This window comes from Streptomyces albireticuli (assembly GCF_002192455.1).
GTDB lineage: Bacteria > Actinomycetota > Actinomycetes > Streptomycetales > Streptomycetaceae > Streptomyces > Streptomyces albireticuli_B.
On the sequence record NZ_CP021744.1, the window covers coordinates 6,345,392 to 6,365,785 of the forward strand.

Here is a 20,394-nt window from a genome sequence, read left to right on the forward strand (position 1 = left end):
CCTTCCGGCAGAAGTGGGGATCTCCAGCATGACCGGACCCACCCACAGGCCCGCCCGCGCCCCCACGACGACGACGCGACGGGCCGCTCTCCGTTCCGGAAGGTGCCCGATGAACCTGCTGCTCCAGGTCTTACCCATAGCCGCCCCCACCCTCGGCTGGGCCACCCACGCGCTCGTCCTCGCCCGCCGGCTCCGTACCGCCCGCACCGACCCGCTGACGGGCCTGATGCGCCGTGAGGAGTTCACCTCCCGCGCGCAGCGGGCGATCCGGCACCCGGACGCCGCGGTGCTGCTCCTGGACCTCAACGGCTTCAAGCAGATCAACGACACCCACGGTCACGCGGTGGGCGACCAGGTCATCGCGGCGACCGGCCGGCGCCTGGCGCTCTGGTGCCGGGAGCGGGGCGGGTTCGCGGCGCGGCTGGGCGGCGACGAGTTCACCGCCGTCGTCCGGCTCGCCCCGGACACGGACCCCGACGCCGAACTGACCTATGGGCTCTCGGCCCGGCTCTCCGCGCCCCTCGAGACCGACGCGGCGACGCTCTCCCCACGGGCCTCGATAGGCCTCTGCCGGGTCGGCCACCGCCCCGGCGCCGGGCTCCCGGAGCTGCTGCGGGGCGCGGACGAGGCGATGTACACGGCCAAGCGGCTGGGCCAGCACTGGCGCCCGGCCGGCCCCGTGGACGTCTACGCCACCACCAACGGCCGGCGCGCGGGCCGGCCGGGCACCCACCTGATCCTGCTGCCCACCGTGCGACGGAAGGCCTCGTGACGCAGGAGGCGACCTGGAAGGGCCGTGCGTGACGGACGCACCGGGCCCGTGCCCCCGTCCCGGCGGAGGAGGGCGCGCGGGTCCGGTTCCCGTTCCCGTCCCCCGCCCGTCACGCCGTTCGCTCCTGTGCGTAGCACACCGGTAGCCCTTTGTAGTATCCGCAGGCAGGGGGCGCGAGAGCGCGCGTCATGGGCAACTGGCCTATGCGAAAGCGACGAATGCTCCGTGCGCTCCCCAGTGCTTCATCCGAACGCATGCAGCCGTGATGCGTCCGACGTGGAGTGGGGATGCTCCCGGCAGACCCGGCCGCCGCCGGGGATCCGGGAGGGCCCGGGAGAGCCGTCGGAGACGGGAGAGGGGCGAGCCGCTATGGGCGCGAGGCGGGGGCTGTTCCCGGTCGGCCCGGTCGGCCCCGTCGGCGGGCCCGCTCGTCCGGTCCGGCCCGTCCGGCCCGGCCCGTTCGCTCCGGATCACGACGCGGGTGGCTGAGCGGCGGTGCGGACGAGCGGTGTGTTCGAGAAGGGCTCGGGGAGGTGGGGCGCGGCCGTGGCCCGCCCGTACGTCCCCGGCCGCGGAAGACCGCCGTCCGTGCGGTGGCCGTGCTGACGCGCGACCGCCGGGCCGAGGCGCGGGCGTCCGGTTCCTCGGCGGCGCCCGCGGGACGACAGCTTCGTATCGCTTCCCCACGGGAGAGCTTTTGAACAGGGCAACGCCGCACGGCAGCTCGTATCCCTGTTTCTGCGCAATGCCGGCGATCGACGAGGAACCAAGACCATGAACCCCCCAATGACCATGGCCGACCTGCACGACATATTCCTGTCCTACCCCGAGTCCTGGAACCGCCCGCCCGACCCGTATCCGGTACCCGACCCCCAGCTGGAGGTGCACCGCTGGCTCGACCGGCTCTCGCTGGTCACCTCGGCCGGGGAACACCTGAAGTACGGCACGATCCTGAGGTCCGACCTCTTCGCCCGGCACAGTTACCCGCTCGCCCCGCCGGACCGCCAGACCACCATCGCCAGGCTCCTGGCGCTGTGGGCCTTCCACGACGACCGGATAGAAGGGCGCGGCACGGCCGACGGGGAGGCCGAGCGGATGGGGCGGGCGGTCCGCGGCGTCGTGGCCCCGCCCGGCGGGCCGGGAGCGGACCGCTACGCCCACGCCTGGTGGGACCTGGGCCAGGAGTTCCGGCGGGCGGGCATGAGCGAGCGGTGGCTCCGGAGGTTCGGGGCCAACCTCACCGCGTGGTACCGCTCCACGAACGACGAGGCCGCGATGGTGAGGTCGCGGGGCCGGTACCCCGGCAGCGACGTGTACCTCGCCGTCCGGCACCGCACCGCCGGCCAGCAGGTCTGGCTCGACCTCCTCCAGTACGCGTACGGCAGGGAGCTGTCCGCGGCGGAACACGGCAGGGAGATCCGGACCGCGTACCACCTGGCGGAGGAGCTGTACGTCTACTTCAACGACCTGTACGGGGTGGAGAAGGACGCGAACGACGGCATGCCGAACCTCGTCCCCCTGCTCGCGCGCGAGCAGGGCGTCAGCGAGATCGAGGCGTGCCGGGAGGTCGCCCGCATGCACGCCGGGACCCTGGGGGACGTCTGCGCCCTGGGTCACCGCGTCTGCGCGCGCGTGCCGGCCCTGGCGTGGTGGTTCGAGGCGTACCAGCATCTGCTCGTGGGCATCACGCGCGCGCACGAGCTGTCGCCGCGCTATGCGCCGGTGCAGGTGACGGAGGACGGCAGCGCGGTGCGGGTGCGCGTGGCATGGCGGCCGAGCTGTGCGGGGGAGCCGCGGGAGAAGGAATTCGCGCATATGGAGCACGGCGTCCTATGACGCCGGCCGACGAGGGGGGAACCCGGTGGGGACATGCCAGGAAGGGAACGGCAAGGACGGCTCGAGGGAGGACCCGGGGGCGAGGGGGCGAGGGGGCGAGCCCGAGGGCCGGCCGGGCGAGGACCACGGTTCGGGGCGCGAGGCCGGCCTCCGGACCGGCCGGGAGTCCGAGCGCGGGACCGGGCCGGAGAGCGGCAGGTCGGGCGGCCCGGCCGGCGCGCCGCCTCCCGCGCCGCGCGCCGCCCCGCCGGTGCCGGGCGCGTGGCCGGTGGCGGGGCACGCGCTGTCGATGATGAGGAGCCCGCTCGACTTCGTCACCTCGCTGGCCGCGCACGGCGACGTCGTACGGCTCCGGCTGGGTCCGCTGCCCGTGCACGCGGTCACCCACCCGGAGCTGGTGCAGCGCGTCCTCGTCGACGACGCCCGGCACTTCGAACGGGGCCGGCTCTTCGAGAAGGCGGCGCTGTTCTTCGGCGGGGGCGTGGGGACGGTGTCGGGCGCGGCGCACGTCAAGCAGCGCCGCACGCTCCAGCCGGCCTTCCAGCGGGGGAAGGTGGCGGACTACACCCCGTTGGTGCGCGAGGCCGTGGAGGAGGCGGTGGCGCGGTGGCGGCCGGGCCAGGTGCTCCCGGTGACGGACGTGATGAACGACCTCTCGTTCGCGATGCTGACCAACACCCTCTTCACGGTGGGGTTCACGCGCGAGGCCGCCGCGGCGGTCCAGCGCAGCGTCCCGGTCCTGCTGCGCGGCGCGATGGTCCGTACGATCCTGCCCGAGTGGTGGACCAGGCTGCCCACCCCGGGGAACCGCCGCTTCACGCGGGCGATCGACGACATGGGCGAGGCCGTGGACGGGGCGATCGCGGCGTACCGGGGGGAGGGCAAGGACCACGGGGACCTGCTGTCGATGCTGCTGGCCCTGCGCGACGAGAACGGCGCGGGGCTGACGGACCGACAGATCCACGACCAGGTGATCAATTTCGCGATAGCGGGCATCGAGACGACCGGCGCGACCCTGGCGTGGCTCTTCCACGAACTGGGCCGCGACCCGGAGGCGGAAGCCCGGGTGCACGAGGAACTGGACACCGTCCTGGGCGGCCGCCCGCCCCGCCACGAGGACCTGCCGGCCCTGAAGTTCACCGGCAGGGTCGTCATGGAGGTGCTGCGCCTGTACGCGGTGTGGATGTTCACGCGGCGTACGCTCGCGCCGGTCCGGCTGGGGGACGTCGTGATCCCCGCGGGCGGGGAGGTCCTCTACAGCCCGTACGCCCTCCACCACGACGCCCGCTGGTTCCCCGCCCCCGACACCTTCGACCCGGACCGCTGGCTCACGGCCAGGTCGGCCGCCCTGCCGAAGGGCGCCTTCATCCCCTTCGGCGCCGGCGCCCACAAGTGCATCGGCAACACCTACGCCTTCACGGAGGCCCTGGTGGCGGCGGCCGTCATCTGCCAGCGCTGGCGCCTGTGCCCGATCCCCGGCACCCGCGTCCGCAAGACGGCCACGATAGACGTCCACCCGGACCACCTGCCGATGACCGTGGAACCCCGCGAGCCGGCGACACGATGACCCGCGCGCGGTGTGACGAAGGGGGCCCGGCGCCGGTGTTCATTCGTTGTAGTAGCTCCAGGACTGATCGTGCCAGTTCCCGCAGGGCCACTGGATCAGCCCGGTGCCCTGCTGTGTGCTCCCACCCGGCACGGCCAGGCACTGAGCACTGTTGAAGTTGCGCATCCAGTGGCGCTCCGCCCCGGGCGTGACCTCGACGGCAGGGCCGCCGGCGCCGGCGTCGGCGGCGGACGCGCCGGTCATTTCGGTGACCCCGAGCAGCAGTGCCGTAGCGGAAGCAAGTACTCCGAACACGCGGAAGCTCGACCTCATGTGTCCTCATTCCGTGGACCGACGTGGGACCAGGCCGTTGACCTGGGGCCCACCGAGTCGTGCTGTTCGCTCGAGCGCAGCGCGTAGGTTAGCGGCGGCCTGCGGGGGAGTACAGGCGGGGTGCGGGACGGGGTGAGGTCGGCGGGATGGTGACGTGCGCCGTCCCCCCCGGGGGGCGACTCGTTCGAGGACACGGTGGTCATCGTCAAGCTCCCGTCGTCGAGGGGATTCCCGCTCTGCCGGCCGCTTTCCGGCCGTGTTGCCGTCCACCCGCTTCCAGCGTCGTGGAGGACAAGGGAGTGAAAAATCGGACACCGATGACGCCGGGTGCGGAAAACTCATGCCGTATCGCTGCCGTAGTTGCGAAAAAACTCCTGACTTGGCCTTGCTGGATACAAGTATTTGCCCCAGTGGCGTGCGGCTGGAGTGAAAATTGTGCACTTGTGCGCCGTGGGGTGAGTGAGTGCCACCAGTGGGTCGCAAACTGCCCTTGAAGGCAGTCGTGACAGAGGTGAATTCAAGAGCCCTCTACCTGACTGAATCCGCTCCCACCTGGCGCGCCGGGAACGGTCCGGACTCGTGGAGCCCGTCCCGTCGGCGACCGAGTGCGGGTTCCCGGGGCCGCCGGTGCGGTGATCTCCGAGGACGGCCCCGCGAGAACCGGGTGACACGCGGTGTGCGCGGGTAAGGCGTGGTGGACCGGTGTGCACGAGGAAAGGGCGACGACGTATGAACAGATCCGCCTCCAAGGGCTCCGTGCGGACAAGCCTCGCGCTGAGCGCGGCTCTGGTGTGGGTCGTGCTCAGCGCCACGGTGAGCGCGGCGCTGCCCGAAGACGTGAGCGGAGTCACGAGAACGGCTGCCGCCGCGCGTGAATGGGCCTGCCCCATCGTGTACTTCGACCTGGGCGAGACCCTCGTGCACACCGCCGACGACGGCAGCACCGGCTATCAACCCGGCGCGGCCTCTTATCTGGCTGCCCTGCGCCTGCGCCGCATTCCCGTCGGCCTGATCACCAATGTGCCGCCCTCCTGGGGCACGACCGACGCCGAGCGCGCCGCCAGGCTGCGGCAGGAGGTCGACGCCACCTGGCGGGGGCCCGCGCCCTTCGCCTGGAAGGACTTCGGCGACCGCGTCCTCACCCCGCGTACCGAGGCGGAACGCAAACCGGCCCCCGCCCTCTGGCAGCGGGCGAAGGCCGGCTCGGGCCGCTGCCGAGTGGTCTATCAGGCGGAGACGGCCGAGGAGGTCAGAGCGGCTTCCTCGCTCGGTTTCGTGCCGTACCAGGTCGGTCGGCCGCACCGGCCCGCGTTTCTCCCGGTCCGCCTGGTCGAACTCCTCGGCCGGGGCTCTCCCGCCTGACCACCCCGCTGCGCAAAAGCAGTTGGAAGATCCCGAGCAGCACCGCCGTGGCGACCGCGCTGTGCCACAGCAAGGCGTCCAGGCGCCCGGCGGCGAGATAGGCGCCCGCGGCGATCGCGGCCAGTGCGCACACCGCGCGGTCCACGATGCTCTCGACCGAGAGCAGCGTGGCGCGCGGGGCGTGCGTGGGCACCGCGTCGTTCACCAGCTTGCGTTGGATCGGGTACGCGAAGCCGGTCGCGGCGGCGAACAGGCAGAGCAGCGCGACGACGGCCCACGGCCCGCCGAATGTCATGGCCGCCAGGCTGCCCGCCAGCGCGAGGCTGAGGAGCGAGACCCAGGCGACCGGTGGCAGGCGGCGGCTCAGCCACTGCGGACGGGCCGATGCCACCGCCTCCGCCACCGTCATCGCCGCCATCACACTGCCGTGCGAGGCTTCCGCGATGCCGTGGTCCAGCAGGATCGGCTGGAAGAGGTTGACCTGGCAGATCCGGGAGAGGGTGAAGACCGCCACGCCCTGCACCATCACCAGGGTCAGCCATCGCGAGGAGGCGACACAGCGCAGCGCGGCGCCCGCGTCCCGCAGGAACGCACCGCCCCCGTGCCCTCCGTCCGTCTTCCCCGTACCGCCGCCCGCACCCGCGAGGCGGGGCAGCGCGACGGCGCAGGCGAGGGAGCCCGCCGCGCTGGCGGCGCTGAGCACGTACGGGGCCGGATGCGCCACGGCCATCAGGGGCCCGACCAGCGGCCAGCACACGACCTTCGCGACGAGCCCCAGCGCCCGAGCGGTGCCCTCCGCCCTCAGGTAGTGCTCGTCGCACTTCTCGGCGCGCAGACCGTCGTACAGGTAGGCGCTGGCCGCTCCCGAGGTGAGGGAACGGCCCGCGGCGATGGCCAGGAAGTGGACGAGGAAGCCGGTGTAGGAGGCGCTGACCACCGGAGCCAGGTTCGCCGCGGTCATGACCACCGCGCCGGCGAGCAGGCAGTTGCGGGTGCCGATCCGGTCGGCGATCAGGCCCGTCGGGATCTCGAACAGGCAGAAGGCCACGTAGTAGATGCTCTGGATGCCGAAGATCTGCCCGTCCGAGAGCCCGGCCGCCTTCTGGTAGGCGTAGAACACCGGCATCCACCACAGCAGGTTGAACAGCAGCTGGAAGCCGTAGTTGAGCCGGATGATCCGGCGGGCGGTGACGGTCGGGCCGGTGCCCGCCCCCCGCCGGCCGGTGCGCGCCCTCACAGCGCGTACGGGCGGACCTGGACCAGCCGGAAGCCGCCCCGGTCGGTCATCAGCCACTCGATGTCCAGCGGCCGGTCCACGTCGGACCCGCTGAAGTGGGACTGGAGGAGCCGCCCGGTCAGGCACAGGTCGGCGAGCCGGGCACGGGTGGCGGCGGAGAGCCCGTCGCCCGAGGAACCCAGGGCGACGGTACGGCCGCCGCCCTCCACGGTGTTGTACAGGTACTGCTGCGGCAGGACCGAACCCTCGACCACCCGCTCCGGGGAGCCGGGGGAACAGTTGAGGTAGACGTTGCGGAAGTCCTCGCGACGGGTCGGGTCGCAGGTCACCAGAACGCCGCCGAGCGAGGCGGGGACGTACTCCTGGACGATGACGCCCATGTAGGTGTCGTCCAGGGAGATGCCGACCTGGTGGCGAAGGCGCACGCTGCGGGGCGAGAGCAGCGAGGCCCACACCTGGCGTACGGCGTCCAGGAGTTCGCCGGCTCCGCGGGCGGTGGTGACGGAGTCGTAGACGCCCGCCGCGGAGAACCCCGGAAGGTCCTCGGCGTTGGACGAGGAGCGCACCACCAGGCGGCCGCGCGGGTCGGCGGGGGCGGGAAGGGCCTGGCTGATCTGCCGGGTGACCGACTCGGGGACGGGTGTGTGCCGGATCAGGTGCTGGAGCTGGAGGCAGAGCGAGTCCAGGACGTCGGTGGCGTCGAGTTCGAGTGCCATCTTGAGCTTGCCGATGCCCTGCTGGAGGGCGGGGGAGGAGGCCAGGAAGTGCTGCTGGAGCGCGAAGGGCAGCGCGACGCCTTCGGGGGCGCCGACCGTCGTGGCCACGAAGGCGGCGGCAGCGGAGCGCAGTTCGGCGAGGGAGGGCGCGTTCAGGCCGAGGCGGGCCGCGAGATGCCCGTAGAGGTCCTCGCGCGGCGGGCGGGGCCGCCCGTAGAAGGCGGTCAGGTCGGCCGTGCGGCTGTCGAGTACGTGGTGCAGCTCGCCGAGGTTGGCCGCCTTGGTGCCGTAGCGGTCGCGGTCGGCGCCGCGCAGCCGGTGCAGGGCCAGCACGGGGACGTCTTCGAGCAGCGGCGGGTCGAGGCGTATGCGCTGCTGGTGCCAGGCCGGAGCCCGCAGGTCGGGTTCGTGGTCGAGCCGTTCGAGGGATATCCCGTCCTCGCGGACCCGGTAGCGGACCCACGCGCCGTCCAGGCCGTCCTTGTCGACGAGCTGTTCCAGGTCGCGCACGATCGCGTTGGGTATGCCCCAGCCGGAGGCGAGGACGTTGGTGTGCGAGAGCGGGGTGATCGGCGCGGTGTTGAGGAATCCGGCGACCCGGGGGACGTCGTCCGGCAGGCACGGCATGGCCACGATGTCCGCCCAGCCGAGCCCGGCCTCCGCCGCCGCGTACTCCTCGCGCGTACGGAAGAACCGCAGCCGCCCGGTGGCCTCGCCGGGATTGAGCGGGGCGCGGGTCCGGGAACCGAAGAGCTCGTGGCTGAGGATGCGCGGCACGCACCGTTCGCTGATCGACGCCAGTTCCTCCTCCTGCCCGTGGTTGGCGGGCTTGAGGAGCAGCGGCAGCCGGCCGTCGACCCGTGCTCGTACGAACGCGTAGAAGAACGTGAGGAGTTCGCCGTGCATGGTGTCGGCCTCGGTCGTCTCCAGGACGAGGAACGTGCGTTCGCGGTCGTCCGTGTCCTGCTCGGTGTGCAGGGACAGCACACCGAGCAGGAAGCGACGCCCGGGGTCCATGTAGACGGAGGCGTTGAAGGCGTCGAGGTCCGCGTCGAGCGTGGTCAGGTCCATGCCCAGAACGCGGGTGGCGATGTAGTCGACGTGGAAGGGGTGCGCGGCGGTGTCGAGCAGGTGCCAGGTGTTCTCGGCACGGTCGACGACGACCTTGAGGTACGGGTGTCCCGCCAGGACCCCGGAGAGGGTGCGGAAGAGCGGCAGGGAGAGGTTCTCGCCGACGACCGTGCGGTCCGTGACCGGTTCGGCGGCACCGGTGAGCAGCTGGGCGGTCATGCCGAAACCTCCTCGGGCTGAGCGGCGGGCAGGACCCGGGGCAGGGCGTCCACCAGGGTCTCGAAGTCGCGGAGCACGGTCCGCGCGTCGGCGGCGGAGAGCAGGCACAGGGCCGCCATGGTGTTGGCACCGGCGGCCGGGTCGTACACGGGCACCACCCTGCCGTCGGCGAGCGAACTCTCCTCGACCACCGACAGGCGGCTGCCCCGGCTGAGGGGGATGTCCGCCGATACGGCGGGGAAGTCCCAGACCTTGCGGTCCTGCCAGGCCCGGCCGCGGCCGTCGACCGCGAGGACGACGAGGGAGCCCGCCGCGCCGCGCGCCCGCGCCGGGGTGAGGGCCCGCTCGGGCCATGCGACCGGGTGTCCGAGGAGGTGGTCGACGAGCATGCCGACGAGGTCGAGCCCGAAGACCTCCTCGATCTGCGGCACGGTCATCGCGCCGCCGAACCGGGCGGCCGTCTCGATCAGCCACATGCTGCCGCCGGCGCCGAGCTTGATCTCGGTGTGGGTCCCGCAGTCGCGCAGGCCGAGGGCGTCGACCGCGCGGCGGGCGAGGTCCACGATCCGGTCCTGGGCGTCCCGGGCCAGCGGGGCGGGGGTGATGCTCGCGCGTTCGGTGAAGGGCTCTACCGTGGGCATCCGCCCGCTGAGGCACACCGGGTGGAAGGTGCCGTTCGCCACGACGCCCTCGACACTGACGTAGTCGCCCCAGCCGGGCTCGTCGAACCAGTCCGACGCGGTGCCGGTGACGATCTGCTCGACCACGTAGTCCGCGTCGGCCTCGGCCACATGCAGCTCCGCGTAGCCCAGCCGGGCCGATTCGGCCATCACGTCACAGGAGCGGGCCCAGGCGGCCGGCACCTCGTGCGGGGAGCGGATGATCTGGTGCGCGGTGGAGCCGGCGCTCCAGGCCGCCTTGAGGAGCAGCGGGCCGGGCAGGGAGCGAGCCGCCGCGTGCAGGTCGGCCTCGGTGTCCACGGGACGGAACTCGGGCTGCGGCAGCCCGTGTCGCTGCCAGGTGCGGCGCATCAGCCGCTTGTCGCGGGCGAGCGCGGAGGCACCGCCCGCCCCCGCGAGCCCGAGCGCCTCGCACGCCTCGGCGACGGCCACGACCGCGTACTCGGAGAAGGTGAGCACCGCGTCCGCGCCCACCGCCTCGGCTCGCGCGACGATCAGGGACACCAGGTCGGAGCGGTGCGCGCCGGCAGGCGTCATGACCGAGGCGCACAGTCTGCGGGCGGAGCCCGCCACGGCGGGAGGAAGAGCGCTGAGCGCCAGCAGGTGCACTTCCGCCTTCGCGGCCGTCCGGGACAGGACGTGACCGAGCGGCGGACCACCCTTGGCATGCACTAACAGCACCTTGCTCACTGAAGTTCGTCTCCAATCGTCCGGTTTTCGACGGATCGCCGTATGCGGGGGAACGTGCGGTGAGTCCGGTGGCTCTCCGGCCCGCGTGGCGGGGCGTGTTCACCCGCTCACTCCAGGAGACCAGGCCGCGACCGCCCGCGACGCCTCCGTGAACCCCCGGGACTCAGGCATTTGCCTGAGTCCCGGGGATCCTCCGCCTCCACGGCGGCTCCCGGCGCGGCGGCACCCGGCCGGGATCCGGGCATGTGCGGAGTGGGGGAGGGATATCCAACGCCGTATGACTGAGCGTCAGCCAGTCGTATACGGACGGAGAGCGCTGTGGACGATTCCGGTCTCAAGGCACTGCTCGAGCACCTTCCCGTGTTCTGGTGGGAAGCCGACGAGGCGTGGCAGGTACTGGAACAGGGAGGCGGCGCCTTCACCGACACCGGCACGGCGCGGCGCTTCCTGGACCGGCTGCGCCGGGAACTCCCCGACCCGGGGCACTCGCCGCGGGAGGGCCGCCGGCGGATCCGGTTCGACGGCCGCGCCTTCGACGTCAGCCGGCTCCCGGGCGAGGGCCGGACCCACGGCCGTGCGCGCGGCCTCGCGGTGGAGGCCGGCACCCGCACCGAGGCCCCGCGCGGACACGCGGCCTTCGCGGACCTGGTGGACCTCGCCCCGGCCGCCGCCTTCATCCGCGACAAGGACGGACGCTACCTGTGGGCCAACCACGCCTACGGGCACCTCTACGGCACGGTCCCGGAACAGGTCGTCGGCAAGTACATAGAGGACCTCGACGAGCCCGCCGAGGCCGACCGGTTCCGCACCCTCGACCAGGAGGTCCTCAGCCGGGGCACGCCGGTACGGCACACCCTCGGCTACCGGCGCCAGGACGGCAGCGCGGGCCGGGCGGTGGGCCACCGCTTCCCCGTACGGGAGAACGCGCAGACCTGCGTCGCCGGAATCTACGTGGACGTCACGGACCACCTGCGCGCCACGGTCCAGTGGCAGGAGGCCGAGGAGAACCTGGAGGCCCTGCGCGACCACAGCGGCCTGCCCTGCGCGCTGCTCTCGGCGAACGGGCGCGTGGTCGAGGCGAGCGCGGCGGCGGCCGAACTGTTCCGGATCAGCCCGCACGATCTGGTCGGCCGCCGCGCGCACACCCTGCTCGCCCCGGAACCCGGTCTCGACCGGCTGCACCGGCGCTGGAACGGCCTGATAGCGCGCCGCACCAGAAGGGTCGAGACGTCCGCGGTGCTCGTGGACGCCCAGGGGCTGCGGCGCCGCGCGCGGCTCCACCTGACGACGATCGGCCACTCCGCCACCCGGGCCCGGCACGTCTGGGCCGTCGTCACCCACCAGAGCCTCGCCCACGAGGCGCACGCGCCGCTCACCGCCGCGCAGGTCCGCATCCTCTCCCTCCTGGCGGAGGGCAGCAGCAACGGCGACATCGCCACTTCGCTCCAGTTGTCCCGGCAGACGGTCGACTACCACCTCAGCCGCCTGCGGCACGTCCTGGGGGCGGCGACCCGCCCGGCCCTCGTCGCCCGCGCCTACGTCCTCGGCATCCTGGCCCCGTGCGCCTGGCCTCCGCGCTCCGCCACGGCCGCCCATCCACTCAGCGCTGTCTGAGGGGCAGGGCGGCGGCGAGCCTGCCGCGGTGCGGGGCCGCGCGGCGCTGAGCGGGCCGGGCCCTGCGGCCGCGACTGTCGGGGGCTGTCGCGCTTCTAGAAGAAGCCCAGCTTCTTCGGGGAGTACGACACCAGCAGGTTCTTCGTCTGCTGGGGGAGCGGCGGAGGCCGGGGTGTTGACCAGCACAGATGCCGAGTTCTGAGCACTGACACCGTGCTGTTGGCCCGGCGTTGGTCCGGATCATGCTCGGCGCGCAGGCTACGTCATGTGTAAGAAGTGCTCGTCCGGGCTGCTGGCGGGGGCGGCGTTGCTGCCGGACCGGCGGGCGAAACCGTCCACGGACGTCCGCGGACAGCCCGCCGACACCACCCCGGGTGGCTCCCTCCCTGGCTCCCCGAGGCGGGCATCAGATCACCTCTTCCGAGACTTGTTCAACTGCGCCCTGGCCTCCTTGAGCTCCTTCAGCTTCCGGTTGATCTGACCGCGCTTGGTCCACTCGCCAGGATGCTCCCAACAGCGTGATGTCCCGGGCGAGACCGCCCGCTGGCACCGCTTGCCGGCCTTGGTCCGAGCCCCACACTTCTGCGAAACATTCGCCACTGTCATCCGCCTCCCCTACGTGTTCGGCCACCGCCCTCCAGTCCGGGCACAGCGCTGACTCTTCATCGAGGGTCGGACGATGGGTAGGGCGCACATAGGGCGAAGTGGGGGCATCCGAGCGGGCCGGGGTGCGACGAGGGTGCCGCAGTAGACGTTGCTGGGTTCGATGGCCAGCAGACTTCGTCTGTCGGTGGCGGCCGTCCGAGAGTACGGTTGAGTTGCGCCGGAGCAGAGGTGAAGCACGTTGTGGAGGCCGGTGGCCCGCGCATGGCCCAGACCATGTCTCCTATGCTTCCGGACTCGCTAGTGATAAGAACTAAAGTGCGTTACGCGCTTCGAGCAAGAAGTCGTAGCGCTTTTCTAGTCGGCGGGTCATGATTTCTTGGAAATCCTCGGAAGTGCTCGCAGGTGACCGGCTTAGGGTGAATCCCTGGTTCTCCGGGGTGATGTTCATTAGGGCCTCGATTACCGTGCGCGTTAAGACGGATCGCTCTTCGAGAGTGTCTTCGAGCAATCTTCTTGCGGAATTTGCGACGTTGCCTGGCCCTTCCAGGCAAACGATATCGAAATCCTTGTGTAAGGCGTCTACCAGTGAACTGTATTCGAGTAGCTCGGCCTCTGGTCCTTCTGTCGTGGCCATGTCCCTGAAGGGGCGTTTCCAGATGGCCTTTGATGATTGTTCCACCATGGATAGCTGAGTCAAGAAGCGAACGTAGGCTTCCCGGCGAGTCTCTCGGTGGCGAGCGCTTCTCTGTTCCTGTAGGTCGAGAGCCTTAGCGCGGTTCTCCTGTCGGCCCTTTAATAGGGTGAACCCGCCTGTGATGCTGACGCCGGCAAGCACGCCTACGGCTCCGATAGCGGTGTTTATGAACTGCGACACTCAGGTGCTCGCTCCGGAACGGTCTCTGTCAGGTCATTTTCGGTCGGCGTGTGGAGTTCCTGCTTCTGGGGCTGAGTGTCCTCGGTTCTCGTTTCTTTTGTTGATCACGTTGATAATGCTGTCGGGTGATTGGATCGACGAGAAGTAAAATTCGTGCTGTTGGCTAAGGCTGCTACAGAGGCTTTCTACGGCTTCGCGAGTTGCTGTGAGTGCCTGTTTGTTCTTATCCGCTACGTCACTGTGGATGATTTCAATCAGAGTCAGTTCCCATTTTCCGATCACCGAAGTGAGGAGAATGCTTTGCGCCTTGTAGGTGCCCCAAGTCTGCCTCCATCCGAAGAATGCCATTAGTGCAGCAGAAGCTGAGATTGAAACGCTGACAGTTGCAAGCAGTGGTGTATTGTCTCGCGTTTCCTGGTAGATAAAGAGTAGGGGCAGTAAGACGCCTAAGATTACTTCGATGCCGCCGATCAGGCGGAACCAGAATACAGAAGCATTTCCGTAGAATCTGGCTCGTCTTTGTTCTGCGGAGAGGAGGCGGTAGACGATTTGATCGCATTCTGGAAAGTGAGATTTGATGCTTTCGTGCCACTTGGGGAGTGGTGGCCTGAATCGTAAGCGCATCAATATTCTCCTGGCGTACCAAACCTTAGCCGTCGGGATTTCTAGGGCCTAGTATGGCAGGGTTGGGTTTTCCGCGGGGGCGGTTTCGTGAAACTCCGGGCCTGGTCTAAGTGGAGCGCTTACCAGTTCGAGCGGAGGGCGCTTTGATGCGTTCTTCTGAAGCTTGTGTAAATTGGTGAATGGTTACCCATCAGGTGAAAGATGGGTCATTCAGCCCATTGGCCGGATTGCCGAGGGCCAGCTTGGCCACGTTGCCTGGGTGACGCTCAACGACACCCCCGGGCTGATGGCTCGGGACGAGCCGATGGGCTCGGGCACGCTCTTCGCCTTGCTCCACCTGCTCGCCAACCCGGTCGGCGAGTGCGGTCGACCGTCACCCTTGAGAAGCCTCTGATCTCAGCCCTCGCGAGCCCGTAGTCCCCATCTCGTGGGGCTGATTTCTTGGGCGTACGAGCTTGCGGAGTCTTTGCTGGCCGAACCGCTTCCGCGCCGTTGGGTGCACTCCTGCGGCGTACAGGAGCGGGCCAGGAACCTGGCCTCGATCCTGGGCAGCGATGCTGAACTGCTGGAAGCTGCAGCCGTGCTGCACGACATCGGGTACTCGCCTCGGCTGGGCATACGGGCTTCCACCCCTTAGACGGCGCCCGGTTCCTGCGCCACGTCGTCGGGGCCGACGAGCGCATTGTGAGGTTGGTCGCCCACCATTCGTGTGCGCTGCTTGAGGCGGAGGAACGTGGTCTGCGTGACGCGCTCGCGTCGGAGTTCGAGGTCGAAGAAGCCCGCCTGGTTGACGCCCTGATGTTCTGCGATATGACCACGACGCCGGATGGTGCTTGCACCACCCCCGGTGACCGCATCACGGAGATCGTCAGCCGCTACGGGCCGGACAGCGTTGTTGGGAGGTTCATTCGTCGGGCAGAGCCGGAGATTCATGCTCCCTGCGGGCGAGTCAACCGACGGGTGAGCGAGGTTGGCGGTTCAGGGGTCTGACCCCACCGGGCCCTTCGGCCAGCCCTCCGTACATGCCAGGATCAGCCTAGGAACGTTCTAGGTCACAGCAGTGGCTGTGTCGTATACGAGTCGGGGGTGTGCTCAGAGGATGGGGCCGAAGACCGAGCGGGTCGACAAGACGATCCGGGAGTGGATCACGGCAGGGAAGCTCTCGCCCGGGGACAAGTTGCCGTCGGAACGCACGCTGTCGGAGCAACTTGACATCGGGCGCACGGCCCTGCGTCAGGTACTTGCGCGGCTTGTGGCTGAAGGAGTTGTGGAGGTGCGAAATCGCAGCTCATACCTCGTGTCGCCCCGCCCTGCTGTGACCGCAAGAGTCAGTACGAGCTCGCCAGGTCCGCTTGAGCCGTGGCAGATCCATGGGGAGCGGACCATCTATGACAACCGCTGGGTGCAGCTCGCGCTCGTCGACGTCGAGCCACCAGGGGTGGAGCGGTTCGAGCACCATGTTGTGCGGCTGCATCATGTTGCCATCGCCGCCGTGGTGGATGATCAGGACCGAGTCTTGATGCTCTGGCGGTACCGGTTCGTGCCGGATAAGTGGGGGTGGGAGCTCCCCGGCGGCATTGTGGACGCGGGGGAAGAAGCTCTTGCGACGGCCATGCGTGAGACGGAAGAAGAGACGGGCTGGCGTCCGGCTCGGCTGGAGCACGTGGTCACCTATCAGCCCATGGTCGGCATGGTTGATTCGCCTCATGAGATCTTCGTGGGGCGCGGGGCCGAACACGTTGGGGATCCCACGGACGTGGAAGAGGCTGGCCACGTGGCCTGGGTGCCCTTGTCGGACATCCCAGGCCTCATGGCGCGTGACGAGCTCATGGGCTCCGGAACGCTAGTCGCGCTGCTCCACCTGCTGGCCAATCGCCGGACGGGTTCCGTTACAGCCGCTTCGTGAGCTGCTCGATTCGCCGGCGATGCCGTACCGACCCGGTGCGGCTCGCCAGCAATCGAGCCTGTCGCAGGTGCTCTTGCGCCTGGTCGTACTCCTCGCGAGCGAGATGTGCCTGAGCGAGGTCGCACCGCAGGCCAGCTGTGGCCCGAATGAACGACGGATCACGCCTCTCCAAGGCCGTGTAGAGGCTGCTCACGGCTTGATCGTCGCCGAGAATCGCGAGTGCATTGCCGCGCCAGCGCGTCAAGTGCGCGCTGTTGAGGAAGATGCTCAGCATGTCTGGGTCGCGGTCCTCAACCCCGCCGGGTAGGGCGTCGACGGCCAGGTCCAGCGACCGGCGGCAGTCGTCGGCCAGGCCGGCACGCGCACAGATCTCGGCCTCTGCTGCATGGAGCCAGGCCTGCAGGCGGGGCGACAGCCGGTCGGCACCTGCGCGCCAAGCGTCCCGGACAAGGTCGACGGCCAGCTCAGGGCGTCCCGCATCACACAGCACGTAAGCCTGCTCCGCTATGGCATGGGCGAGGTACATCGGCTCGTTCGCCTCTTGAGCTGCCCGTTTACCTAACTCGTAGTGTCGCCATGCGCGCTCCACCGAACCAACGTCGAGTGCCTGCCACGCGGCAAGAGTCGCAGCGCCGGCCAAGGCTCGTGCAACCGGTCGCCGAGTCTCGGGGAGGACGGCGAACGTGAGCGCGTCTTCGAGCGTCGAGAGGTGCCCGGTCATCTGGTCGACGAGGCCACTGGCTCCCATCTGCCTGTCGACCGTACGCAGTAACTCTGTCTGGCTCATGAAGATATCGACCATGGTCAAGCTCACGCTGCGAGCAGACTCGATGCGGCTTACCAGGTCGTCGTATCCGCCGACGACAGAGAGAGACTCTGTTTCGGCATTTGGCTGGCTCATCAGCTCGTTGTCAGTGATCCCGAGCAGGCTCCGCAGCACGGCTGCGTACCTCGGGGAGATGGAGCGCCGGCTGTTCTCCCACTCGGAGACGTAGACCCGCAGGCTGGCTGTTGAGGCTACGTTCGAGAGGTGCTGCTTCGCGTACCGTTCGATCTCTCGGACTAGCCGTTCCTGCGACCAGCCCTTCGCCAACCTGGCCTGTCGGAGTCCCTCGTTCACATTCAACGCCCCTATTGCAGAGACCTGTTGGGTTCTGGGAAGCAGCATGCCTCACGTTGCTGCAGGTGGGGAGGGGTTAACCGTCAACTTGTTAAGACTTGTTGGCTGGCAGGGAGTTGGGTCATGCGATTCCCTGGGAGTGTGCCGCCGGGATGAGTTCAGCGGACCTTCGCCGAACCTCTTGCATCTGGTGCGCACCAGGAGGACGCTACTGGTGCGCACCAGATGGGGCGCAAAAAGCCCCTGCACAGCTGTGCCGTCAGGGGCCCGGAATCGATGCCGGGAGCGGCGCCCACCGCCAAGTAGATCGCCGCTCCCGCTTCCTGTGAAGAGGAGTTCACAGTGCTTGACCAGCGTACGTCCCTGCCCCGGTGCAAGTCCGCCCCGGCGGCCGCCGATCTCCCGGTGGTCTTAGGCAAGGTGGCCAGCTTCCTGGAGATGTTCCCGGGGCTGCCGGCACCGTCGTTGACGGTGGACTCGGACAGCTTCCACGTGCAGTTCTCGTTCCTGCCGTCCGACGTGCTGTTCCCGTCCGTGGCGCGCGTGGCCAGGGCGCTCGGCACCGAGCCGCTCCTCAAGCAGATGTCCGACGGGCACTGGCACTTCACGGCCCGCGGCCACCGGCAGGGGCTCGACGTCACCGTCTTCGCATCCGTGTCCCTGGCGACCGACGAGGTCCGTGTCGACGAGGCGGTGGCGTGATGCCCGCCGTGCCCGGATACGACCGGCGTCCGGTGTGCCGGACGATGCCGTGCCCCCGCTGTGCCCGGTTGGTGCAGGTCTCGCGGTGCCGGACGGCGGCGCGGGAGCTGTGCGGGGCCTGCGGGTGCGAGTTCTTGCCGCGGTCGCGTGCCGAGCGGTCGGGGGTGCTGCGGTGAGGCGCACCAGCACGACCGTCCGCGGTTCGTCCCGGCCGCATCTGCGGCTCGCCAAAGGGCCGTGGGTGTCGCCGCACATCCTGCCGCCGGGTGGGCGAACCGTTCCCGGCGTGGACCTCGGGGTCGTTGACCGCGCAGCGTGCGCTGGAGAAGAGCCCGAGCTGTTCTTCGACGGGGCCCCTGGTGCCGTTGCGCTGGCGAAGCGCATCTGCGGCAGGTGCCTGGTTCGTGAGGCCTGCCTGGCCCGTGCGATCGCCAATGACGAGAGGTACGGCGTGTTCGGCGGTCTGACCGTGGACGAGCGCCAGGCCCTCAAGGGCAGGAGGGCGGCGGCATGAGTACGCCTTTCCCGCCCCGCGAGCCGCTGCCCGGCGACCGCGCGCAGGTCCCGGCCGTCTTCGACGCGTTCGGGAACCAAGTCTTCCCGTCCCCGGCTTCGATGCCGCAGGCCAGCGCCGGGCATCACTGCGCGGTCTGTCGCTGCGATCACACCGCGGGCCGCTCCCGCGAGATGTCGCGGCTGTCGCCGGGTGCGGCGGTGGCCCTGGGCGCCGGTGGTGTACTGGTGACCGGCGTCGTCCTGGTCGCGCTCCTGCTGTCGGTCGCCGTCGTGGCCGCGTCCGTCGCGGTGGCCGCGCTGTCGCTGGCGGTCGTGACCGTCGTCCTGCGCTCGCTCCTGAACAGCACGCAGGACCCGCGGCACACCCGCCGCCGCTGACGCACTCCCCTCCTTGTCCTTCCTGTGCTGCCGGGTTCTGCCCGGAGGGCTTGGTTCGCGCTGTCCGCGCGGGCCCGGCAGCACTCCCGATTCCTCCGGAGGCTGTGTCCTCATGTCCAAACTCGACGACCTCACCCGCCGGTTCACCGCGCTGCAACACGCCCACGACGAGCTCCTGGCCGCCGCCCGCACGGCCGTTGCGGCGTACTGGGACGGCGACGAGCAGCCCATGGCCGCGCTCATCGACACCCTCGACGCCCTCGGCGCGCTGCCGGAGTACACGCCGCAACTGACCGACCAGGCCCTCGACCTGCCGACCGCCGGCGGCGGCCGCGTGGTGGGGAGGCGGCTCGCGTGAGCGCCCGTACCCGCTGCCGGGTCTGCGGCTGGAGCCGCACCTACCGCAACCAGTACGCCGGGCGCCGCGCCGCCCGGACCCACACCTGCCTGCCCATCCTGACGAAGGGATTAGCGCGATGACCATCGAACTGACTGGCGCCGGGTTCACGGGTCTGCGCACGGCCGTGGCCAGGGTGCTGCCGCACATGGCAACCGACTGGCCTTGGGGCGGCCTGGTGCTCGAAGCTGACCGCATCCACCTGTACGCCGTGGCTACCGAACGGCACACCTTGGCTATCGGCCGCGCCGAGGCCTGCCACCCCACACAGCCGTGGCGCGCACACATCGAGGCGACCGATGCCGTCTCGATGGGCCGCTTCCTGGACGACACCGACCCGCGGGACGCCGTCACCCTGACCCATGACGAGTACGGGGAAGACGGCGGACCCGTACTGCACCTGCGCAGCCGCCACGCAACCCTCGCGGTCCCACTCACCGGAAGCGACCACTTTCCCGATTGGCGTCAGATCGCCGCCAAGGCCTTGGAGGAGCCCCCGTCCAAGGAGCCGGTGTGCTTCACGCTGCACATGCTGCAGCGCTGGGCCGCCGTGGGGGAGAGGGCGAGCTTCAGTCACCGAGGCGCCCACAGGGCCGTGGTCGTGACCGCCGACGACTTCCTCGGCCTCCACATGCCCTGCCGCACACGCACAGCGCCCACACCTGCCCTGGACCAATGGCGCCAGGCGATCACCGACACCCGGAAGGAAACGGACATGCCCGAGATCAACGGCTTGGCTGCTGAACTGCGGGACCTGGCAGCCACCTTCCGCGCCAGGGCCGATGAGTCGCGGGCGAGGGAACGCCAGGAGCGTGAGCGACGCGAGCGGGCCGACATCCGGGAGCGGGCGGTCAGCTGTATGGACTGTCTCTTTCCCGAGACCCTCGGCCTGATCCTGGCGCCGGAGGCCTGGCACGGGTATCCGGGTGGGCAGGAGGGCCCGGGGCCGGTGGCCGTCGCCCACCTGGGCGACGGGATGTTCTTGGCCTATGAGTGCCGGCACGCAGCCTCAGACGATCCGTGGGGCAGCACGTTCGACGTCGTGGTCCTGCTGCGGCCGTGCTCGTGCGGTAACTACGTCGAGATCACCGTTGACAGCGACTACAGCCTCGCTCTGGCCACCCTCGGCGACGCCCAGCCCGTCATCACATGCGTGGGTACCTGCACTCCCTCGGGCGACCAGGGAGAGGACTGA

19 protein-coding genes and 2 pseudogenes are annotated in these 20,394 nt (G+C 69.8%); 14 read left to right on the forward strand and 7 right to left on the reverse strand.

Annotated features, from left to right (window positions below; genetic code table 11):
• Positions 1–109: 109 nt before the first annotated feature.
• From SMD11_RS27575 to SMD11_RS27585, 3 genes are all read left to right on the forward strand, one after another.
• Positions 110–772 carry a GGDEF domain-containing protein gene (locus SMD11_RS27575; RefSeq protein WP_087929019.1) on the forward strand — a complete coding sequence of 221 codons (663 nt, stop codon included), beginning with the start codon at positions 110–112 and terminating at the stop codon, positions 770–772.
• Positions 773–1,546: 774 nt separating this feature from the next.
• A complete protein-coding gene (locus SMD11_RS27580) occupies positions 1,547–2,608 on the forward strand; it encodes a terpene synthase family protein (RefSeq protein WP_159395357.1) in 1,062 nt (353 codons plus the stop codon).
• 25 nt (positions 2,609–2,633) lie between these two features.
• Entirely contained in the window at positions 2,634–4,175 is a 1,542-nt protein-coding gene (locus SMD11_RS27585; protein ID WP_087929021.1) for a cytochrome P450, read from the forward strand.
• A gap of 39 nt (positions 4,176–4,214) precedes the next feature.
• On the opposite strand, the gene SMD11_RS27590 is transcribed toward SMD11_RS27585, so the two are convergent.
• Positions 4,215–4,487: an RICIN domain-containing protein gene (locus SMD11_RS27590; RefSeq protein ID WP_087929022.1), complete on the reverse strand. Its 273-nt coding sequence runs from the start codon at positions 4,485–4,487 to the stop codon at positions 4,215–4,217.
• A 729-nt stretch (positions 4,488–5,216) separates the two neighbouring features.
• On the opposite strand from SMD11_RS27590, the gene SMD11_RS27595 reads away from it, so the two are divergent.
• Positions 5,217–5,849, forward strand: a complete 633-nt coding sequence (locus tag SMD11_RS27595; protein ID WP_087929023.1) for a hypothetical protein — start codon at positions 5,217–5,219, stop codon at positions 5,847–5,849.
• Here the strand turns inward: SMD11_RS27595 and SMD11_RS27600 are convergent.
• Genes SMD11_RS27600 through SMD11_RS27610 form a run of 3 tightly spaced genes read right to left on the reverse strand, consistent with a single transcriptional unit; the run spans position 5,737 to position 10,453 of the window.
• A complete protein-coding gene (locus SMD11_RS27600; protein ID WP_087929024.1) occupies positions 5,737–7,086 on the reverse strand; it encodes an MFS transporter in 1,350 nt (449 codons plus the stop codon). The two genes, SMD11_RS27595 and SMD11_RS27600, sit on opposite strands and share 113 nt — an antisense overlap.
• The gene (locus SMD11_RS27605; protein ID WP_087929025.1) at positions 7,083–9,092 is read right to left on the reverse strand and encodes a PEP/pyruvate-binding domain-containing protein; all 2,010 of its coding nucleotides are present in this window, start codon (positions 9,090–9,092) and stop codon (positions 7,083–7,085) included. Before SMD11_RS27605 ends, SMD11_RS27600 begins: the two co-directional genes overlap by 4 nt.
• A complete protein-coding gene (locus SMD11_RS27610; protein WP_418952487.1) occupies positions 9,089–10,453 on the reverse strand; it encodes an ATP-grasp domain-containing protein in 1,365 nt (454 codons plus the stop codon). Before SMD11_RS27610 ends, SMD11_RS27605 begins: the two co-directional genes overlap by 4 nt.
• 327 nt (positions 10,454–10,780) lie before the next feature.
• On the opposite strand from SMD11_RS27610, the gene SMD11_RS27615 reads away from it, so the two are divergent.
• Positions 10,781–12,076, forward strand: coding sequence for a PAS domain-containing protein (locus SMD11_RS27615; protein WP_087929027.1), 1,296 nt, complete (start codon positions 10,781–10,783; stop codon positions 12,074–12,076).
• 916 nt (positions 12,077–12,992) lie between these two features.
• Here SMD11_RS27615 and SMD11_RS35545 read toward each other — a convergent pair.
• Both SMD11_RS35545 and SMD11_RS35550 read right to left on the reverse strand, forming a co-directional pair.
• Entirely contained in the window at positions 12,993–13,379 is a 387-nt protein-coding gene (locus SMD11_RS35545) for a hypothetical protein (protein ID WP_159395358.1), read from the reverse strand.
• Between the two features lie 210 nt (positions 13,380–13,589).
• Positions 13,590–14,180 carry a hypothetical protein gene (locus SMD11_RS35550; RefSeq protein WP_159395359.1) on the reverse strand — a complete coding sequence of 197 codons (591 nt, stop codon included), beginning with the start codon at positions 14,178–14,180 and terminating at the stop codon, positions 13,590–13,592.
• A 238-nt stretch (positions 14,181–14,418) separates the two neighbouring features.
• On the opposite strand from SMD11_RS35550, the pseudogene SMD11_RS27625 reads away from it, so the two are divergent.
• The 3 genes and pseudogenes from SMD11_RS27625 to SMD11_RS27635 all read left to right on the forward strand — a co-directional run.
• Positions 14,419–14,574: pseudogene (locus tag SMD11_RS27625) on the forward strand (ADP-ribose pyrophosphatase); the annotation flags it as partial.
• A gap of 33 nt (positions 14,575–14,607) precedes the next feature.
• Positions 14,608–15,170: pseudogene (locus SMD11_RS27630) on the forward strand (HD domain-containing protein).
• 109 nt (positions 15,171–15,279) lie between these two features.
• Complete coding sequence (locus tag SMD11_RS27635) at positions 15,280–16,086, forward strand: NUDIX domain-containing protein (RefSeq protein WP_087929030.1); 807 nt, start codon at positions 15,280–15,282, stop codon at positions 16,084–16,086.
• Here the strand turns inward: SMD11_RS27635 and SMD11_RS27640 are convergent.
• Entirely contained in the window at positions 16,070–17,206 is a 1,137-nt protein-coding gene (locus tag SMD11_RS27640; protein ID WP_087929031.1) for a helix-turn-helix domain-containing protein, read from the reverse strand. The genes SMD11_RS27635 and SMD11_RS27640 overlap by 17 nt on opposite strands.
• 342 nt (positions 17,207–17,548) lie before the next feature.
• Here SMD11_RS27640 and SMD11_RS27645 point away from each other — a divergent pair, with 342 nt between their 5' ends.
• The 6 genes from SMD11_RS27645 (at position 17,549) to SMD11_RS27665 (ending at position 20,394) form a co-directional block, all read left to right on the forward strand.
• The gene (locus SMD11_RS27645) at positions 17,549–17,908 is read left to right on the forward strand and encodes a hypothetical protein (RefSeq protein ID WP_087929032.1); all 360 of its coding nucleotides are present in this window, start codon (positions 17,549–17,551) and stop codon (positions 17,906–17,908) included.
• Positions 17,909–18,080: 172 nt separating this feature from the next.
• Positions 18,081–18,422 carry a WhiB family transcriptional regulator gene (locus SMD11_RS27650; protein ID WP_234366180.1) on the forward strand — a complete coding sequence of 114 codons (342 nt, stop codon included), beginning with the start codon at positions 18,081–18,083 and terminating at the stop codon, positions 18,420–18,422.
• Entirely contained in the window at positions 18,419–18,802 is a 384-nt protein-coding gene (locus SMD11_RS35990; RefSeq protein ID WP_199843965.1) for a hypothetical protein, read from the forward strand. The genes SMD11_RS27650 and SMD11_RS35990 overlap by 4 nt, the downstream gene beginning before the upstream one ends.
• 112 nt (positions 18,803–18,914) lie before the next feature.
• Positions 18,915–19,160, forward strand: coding sequence for a hypothetical protein (locus SMD11_RS27660; RefSeq protein ID WP_087929034.1), 246 nt, complete (start codon positions 18,915–18,917; stop codon positions 19,158–19,160).
• On the forward strand, positions 19,157–19,282 hold the full coding sequence (locus SMD11_RS36890) for a hypothetical protein (RefSeq protein WP_267896864.1): 126 nt from the start codon (positions 19,157–19,159) through the stop codon (positions 19,280–19,282). Before SMD11_RS27660 ends, SMD11_RS36890 begins: the two co-directional genes overlap by 4 nt.
• Positions 19,279–20,394, forward strand: coding sequence for a hypothetical protein (locus SMD11_RS27665; protein ID WP_087929035.1), 1,116 nt, complete (start codon positions 19,279–19,281; stop codon positions 20,392–20,394). Before SMD11_RS36890 ends, SMD11_RS27665 begins: the two co-directional genes overlap by 4 nt.